General features: G+C 71.2%; 5 protein-coding genes and 1 pseudogene. 1 reads left to right on the top strand and 5 read right to left on the bottom strand.

What is annotated here, in order from left to right; translation table 11 throughout:
- From FV222_RS16525 to FV222_RS16505, 5 genes and pseudogenes are all read right to left on the bottom strand, one after another.
- Positions 1-396 (bottom strand): annotated as a pseudogene (locus FV222_RS16525) (alpha/beta hydrolase); the annotation flags it as partial.
- A gap of 4 nt (positions 397-400) precedes the next feature.
- Positions 401-1,318 carry a polysaccharide deacetylase family protein gene (locus tag FV222_RS16520; protein ID WP_147761686.1) on the bottom strand — a complete coding sequence of 306 codons (918 nt, stop codon included), beginning with the start codon at positions 1,316-1,318 and terminating at the stop codon, positions 401-403.
- Positions 1,315-2,094 carry an ABC transporter ATP-binding protein gene (locus FV222_RS16515; protein WP_147761687.1) on the bottom strand — a complete coding sequence of 260 codons (780 nt, stop codon included), beginning with the start codon at positions 2,092-2,094 and terminating at the stop codon, positions 1,315-1,317. Before FV222_RS16515 ends, FV222_RS16520 begins: the two co-directional genes overlap by 4 nt.
- 5 nt (positions 2,095-2,099) lie before the next feature.
- A complete protein-coding gene (locus FV222_RS16510) occupies positions 2,100-2,993 on the bottom strand; it encodes an ABC transporter permease (RefSeq protein ID WP_147761688.1) in 894 nt (297 codons plus the stop codon).
- Between the two features lies 1 nt (position 2,994).
- Positions 2,995-3,939, bottom strand: a complete 945-nt coding sequence (locus tag FV222_RS16505) for an NrtA/SsuA/CpmA family ABC transporter substrate-binding protein (RefSeq protein WP_147761689.1) — start codon at positions 3,937-3,939, stop codon at positions 2,995-2,997.
- Positions 3,940-4,109: 170 nt separating this feature from the next.
- On the opposite strand from FV222_RS16505, the gene FV222_RS16500 reads away from it, so the two are divergent.
- Positions 4,110-5,012 carry a LysR family transcriptional regulator gene (locus FV222_RS16500; RefSeq protein ID WP_147761690.1) on the top strand — a complete coding sequence of 301 codons (903 nt, stop codon included), beginning with the start codon at positions 4,110-4,112 and terminating at the stop codon, positions 5,010-5,012.
- Positions 5,013-5,209 lie beyond the last annotated feature (197 nt).

The raw sequence follows: 5,209 nt of genomic DNA, 5'->3' as shown, positions 1-5,209 counted from the left end.
GCCCTCGGCCCGCAGCAGCGCCAGCGCGGCGTGGGCTTCCGCGACGATGTCCGTCAGGCGCGCCTCCGGCGCCAGGGTGTAGCCGACGAGCGCCACGTCGAGGCCGCGCGCCAGCGGCCCCTCGGCCATGCAGGAGAAGCCGCGCCGATCGTTGCGCTGCCAGTAGCCGCCGTGGAGGAAGGCCAGCATCGGCGCGCTCGGCCGGCCGCAGCGGAACACGTCGATGCGCTGGCGCTCACCCTGCCCGTAGGCGAGGTCGAGCGCGTCGACTTGGGCCTCGCGGAACGCGGCGCTGCGCGTCCGCCAGCCGGCGACGATCGCGGCGCTGTCGGCCACCGCGCCGGAATTGTCGTAGGCCCGGCTCAAGTCCGCGCGGTCGAGGTCTCGCCAATCCATCGTCTCAGGCATCGTCGCCGGTCCCCAGGTACCAGTCGAGCAGCTCGCCGCCCTGCAGGAACACCACGTCCGGCCGGGCGAGCAGCGCGTCGAGCAGGCGTTCGAGCAGCCCGATGCGGTGGGGCACCCCGGTGATGTAGGGGTGGATGGCGAAGCTCATGATCTTCGCGCCCGACAGCGGCCCGTCGCCGACAGCTTCCCGGGCGAGGCGGTCGCACTGCGCCAGCGCCCGCTCCACGAACTCGTCGGCGCGATGATGCTGGATCGCGAGCAGCGGGATGTCGTTCAGCTCCACCGAATAGGGCATCGCCACCAGCGGCCCGTGCGCGGTGGCGATGCGCGCGGGCCGATCGTCGACCACGAAGTCGCCGACATATTCGATGCCTGCCGCCTTGAGGTGGTCTGGGGTGTCCAGCGTCTCGGTGAGGCCCGGCCCGAGCCAGCCTCGCGGCGCCGCGCCGGTGAGATCGCGGATCGCGGCGACGGTGCGGGCGATCATCCCGGGCTGGTCCTCGATCCGGTGGGTCGGAACCTGCTCGAAGCCGTGGGCCATGAACTCCCAGCCGGCTGCGTGCGCGGCGGCTGCGACCCGCGGATAGGCGGTGCAGACCGAGCCGTTGATCGACAGGGTCGGCCGGATGCCGCGCACTGCGAAAGCTTCGAGGAAGCGCCAGAAGCCGACGCGCATCCCGTATTCATGCCACGCCCAGTTGGGCACGTCCGGCAGCAGGGTGGCCGCGGTCGGGGGCACCAGGATCTGGCGCGGCATCGGATGGTCGATCAGCCAGTGCTCGACATTGACCACCGGCCAGACCGCGACGGCCTTGGCCCCGGGCAGTGCGAGGCGCGGCCGGTCGATCGCGGCACGATAGGCGAGGCGGTTTTCCGGCCGACGCCGGTCGATGCGCGGAATTTCGCTCATGCGGCCTTCGGCGCGTGGTGGCTGTGGAGCTGAGCCGAGAGCATGCGGCGAACGTCGTTGAAGGCGGGGCTCGAGACGTCGCGGCGGCGGGGGAGGTCGACCGTGTGCACCGCCTCGATCCGGCCGGGGCCGGGGGACATCAGCACGATGCGGTCGGCGAGCACGATCGCCTCCTCGATGGCGTGCGTCACGAACAGCACCGTGAGGCCGGTTCGGCTCCAGAGCTCGAGCAATTCGTCCTGCAGCCGCTCGCGGGTCATCGCGTCCAGCGCCCCGAACGGCTCGTCCATCAGCACCACTTCGGCCTCGTTGGCGAGCACGCGGGCGATGGCCACGCGCTGCTTCATGCCGCCCGAGAGCTGGTGCGGGTAGGCGTCGGCGAATTGGCCCAGGCCGACGAGGTCGATGTAGCGCGCGGCTGTCTCGCGCACCTCCGCGGCGGGGCGGCCGCGCGACTTCGGGCCGAAGCCGATGTTGTCGCGGACGGTCAACCACGGGAACAGGCCGTAATCCTGGAACACCATGCCCCGGCTCGGGCCGGGTCCGGGGATCGGCTTGCCCCACATCAGCGCTTCGCCGGCGGTGGTGGCCTCGAAGCCGGCCACGATCCTCAGCAGGGTGGACTTGCCGCAGCCCGACGCCCCGAGAAGGCAGACGAACTCGCCGCGCTGGACGGTGAGGCTGGCGCCGCGCAGGGCCTCGGTCCGGCGCCCCTGCGACAGGTAGGTCTTCGAGACGTCGCGGACGTCGACGATCGGGATCGTAGGATCAGCCATCGGATTCAACCATGCGCGGGGCTCCACGAGAGCAGGCGGCGACCGATCTCCATGACGATCCGGTCGGAGATGAACCCGGCGACGCCGATCACCACCATGCCGCAGATGACGATCTCGGTGCGCGAGAGCTGGCGCGCCTCCATGATGATCGCGCCGAGGCCCGTCTGGACGCCGGTCATCTCGCCGACGACGATGACCACCCAGGCGAAGCCGAGGCCGAGGCGCAACCCGGTGAAGATCGATGGGAGGGCGGCGGGCAGAACCACGCGGGCGAACTGTGCCGGGCCGGTGCAGCCGAGCATGGCGGCGGCCTCGAACAGCCGGGGCTCGACCGCGCGCACGCCGAAGATCGTGTTGACGAGGATTGGGTAGAACGCTCCGAGGAACACCAGGAAGTAGGCTGAGCGCGGCCCGAGCCCGAACAGGATCATCGCCAGCGGCAGCCAGGCGGTGACGGGCACCGGCCGCAGGATCTGGAAGGTCGGGTCGAGGAGCGCCCGCATCAGCGGCACCCGGCCGATCAACAGCCCGAGCGGCAGGGCGGCTGCCGCCGCGAGCGCGAACCCGCCGAAGACGCGGGCGAGCGAAGCCGCGAGATGCGTCCACAGCGTGCCGCTGAACGCGTCGTCGTTGACGCCGCCGACGGCGAGGTCGCGCATCTCGGTCCAGACCTCGGCCGGCGGCGGGATCAGGCTGTAGGGTTTCCCGACCGTGGCGAGGTGCCAGACGAGGGCGAGCGCGAGGGGCAGGGCCAGCGCGAGGGCGGCGCCCTTGATGCGCTGCAGGATGTCCTTGGTGCGACGGCGTGGAACGCGGGTGCCCTCTCCGATGCGGGAGAGGGGGAGCGCCGCGTCGCCCGCGGCGGCCACGTCCGCCTCCGTCGCCGTCGTCGCGCTCATGTCACGCGTCCCGCATCGCGTCGACGAACGTGGTGTCGACGAAGCCCGGCTCCGGCAGGCGCTTGATCTGCTTGAGGGCGAGCATGTGCCGGGCGTAGGCCTCGGCCTTCTTCACCTCGTCCGGGCCGAGCTTCCACGTCAGGTCGACGTTGGGAGCCGAGACCACCAAAGCCTCTCGCTTCTGGCCGAGCTTCATCACCGCCATGTCGATCATCGCGTCGCGGTTCTTGGCGGCGAACTCGGTGCCCTTGCGGTGGATTTCCAGCATGGTGCGGACGAGGTCGGGCTTGCCCGCGATCGTGTCGCGATGGGTGCCGAACACCATGTTGAGCGAGCCCATCTCGGTGCCGTAGGGGTACTCGACGAGCTGGCCGACGCCGCTCGACAGGCTGACGCCGGGGGCCGGCTCGGCGCCGACATAGGCGTCGATGTCGCCGCGCGCCAAGGCGATGTGCATCTCCGAGAACGAGATGCGCACCGGCACGATGTCCTTGATCGAGAGCCCCTCCATGCGCATGCGCTCGAGGGCGAACACCTCCTGCGTCGAGCCGGGCCACAGGGCGACGCGCTTGCCCCTGAGGTCCTTGACCGCGCGGACGTCGGAATCCTTCTTGGAGATGATCGCCATGCCGCCGTTGCAGGTCGAGGCGATCACCGTTAGCGGCTCGCCGGCGGCCGCGCCCAGGGTCGCCGAGGCGATGCCGAAGGTGCCGAAATCCACCGACTTGGTGACCACCGCGTTCTTGCACTCGGTCGGGCTCTCGAACGGGATCACCTCGACCACGTAGCCCGCCGGCGTAAAGCGCTCGTAGAAGTATGGCGCGATCGAATGGATCAGCTTGAGCGAGCCCATGCGGATCGTCACCGGCGCGGCGGCGCGGGCCACGAAGGGCGCCGAGACGAGCCCGGCCCCGAGGCCGGCAAGGAGGGTGCGGCGGGCGATCATGGCTTCACTCCGAGGCCGGCGAGGCGGGGAACGGCGACGGTACGAAGCGTAGATCCCCCTGCCGTTGCTAACGAGTGCTCATTCGGGATGGGGCCGTTGCGCTTTCGGCAACAGGCGGTCTAGCTGGTTGGTATGGGCCGCCCGAAGCGCGCCCGAGGCGGGGATCTGCGATGAAGCACACCCGGACGCTGGCCTGCATCGCCGAAATCGCCCGCAGCGGCTCGATCCGCCGGGCGGCCGAGCGCCTCAACATCGCCCCCTCGGCGCTGACGCGCCAAGTCCAGGACATCGAGTACGAACTTGGCACGCCGATCTTCGAGCGGCTGGCGCAGGGGATGCGGCTCAACGCGGCCGGCGAGCTGCTGGTCCGGCACGTGCGCGACCAGCTCGCCGACCTCGAGCGTGTGCGCTCGCAGATCGCCGACCTCTCCGGGGTCCGGCGCGGGCACGTGGCGCTGGCCTGCAGCCAGGCCTTCGTCACGCAGGTGGTGCCGGAGGAGGTCCAGGCCTACCGCGAGCGGTTTCCGCAGGTCGGGTTCACGGTGCAGGTGCGCGACCACGTCCAGGCGGTGGCGGCGCTGACCGCCTTCGAGGCCGACCTAGCCCTGGTGTTGCAGCCGCCGCCCTCCGCCGACCTGCACGTGCTGTATTCCTGCCGCCAGCCGCTCTGCGCGCTGATGCGGGCCGGCCATCCCCTCGCCCGGGAGGCCGGGCCGGTGCGCCTGCGCGACTGCCTCGCCCATGCGATGGCCCTGCCCGACCGGTCGCTGGCGATCCGCCTGCACCTGGAGCAGGCCCTGGCGCGGAAGGGCGTGCCGCTCGGGCCGGTGGTCGAGTCGAGCTCGCTCGAGTTCCTGCGCAACCTCGTTCTGCGCGAGGAGGCCGTGAGCCTCCAGGTGCCGAGCGGCATCCCCGACGACCCGCGCCTCGCCAGCCGCCCGATCGACGCGCGCGACCTCGACCCGATGGTGATGATCCTCGGGCAGCTGCGCGGGCGCCTGCTCTCCGTCGCGGCGGCGAAGTTCGCAGACCAGCTCACCCACAGCCTCGACCGGCGGCAGGCAGGCGCCTGAGGTACGGGAGCGAAACCGCGCCCGCCGACTTCTCCGTCCGTGCCAACCAGGACAGCGCCCCCATGAAGACCGATCGACGCCTGATCCACGCCAGCGAGAACGGCGACCGCTGGTGGCTCCGCCGCGCGGACGGCGCCGAGGTCGCCATCCTGCATGAGCCGAACGCGTCGTCCGGCGGCCGCACCTCCGAGACCCCC

Origin of the sequence: Methylobacterium sp. WL103, from assembly GCF_008039885.1 — a bacterium.
GTDB lineage: Bacteria > Pseudomonadota > Alphaproteobacteria > Rhizobiales > Beijerinckiaceae > Methylobacterium > Methylobacterium cerastii.
Note: the sequence above shows the minus strand (reverse complement) of the source record. Positions and strands in the feature narration are given on the sequence as shown.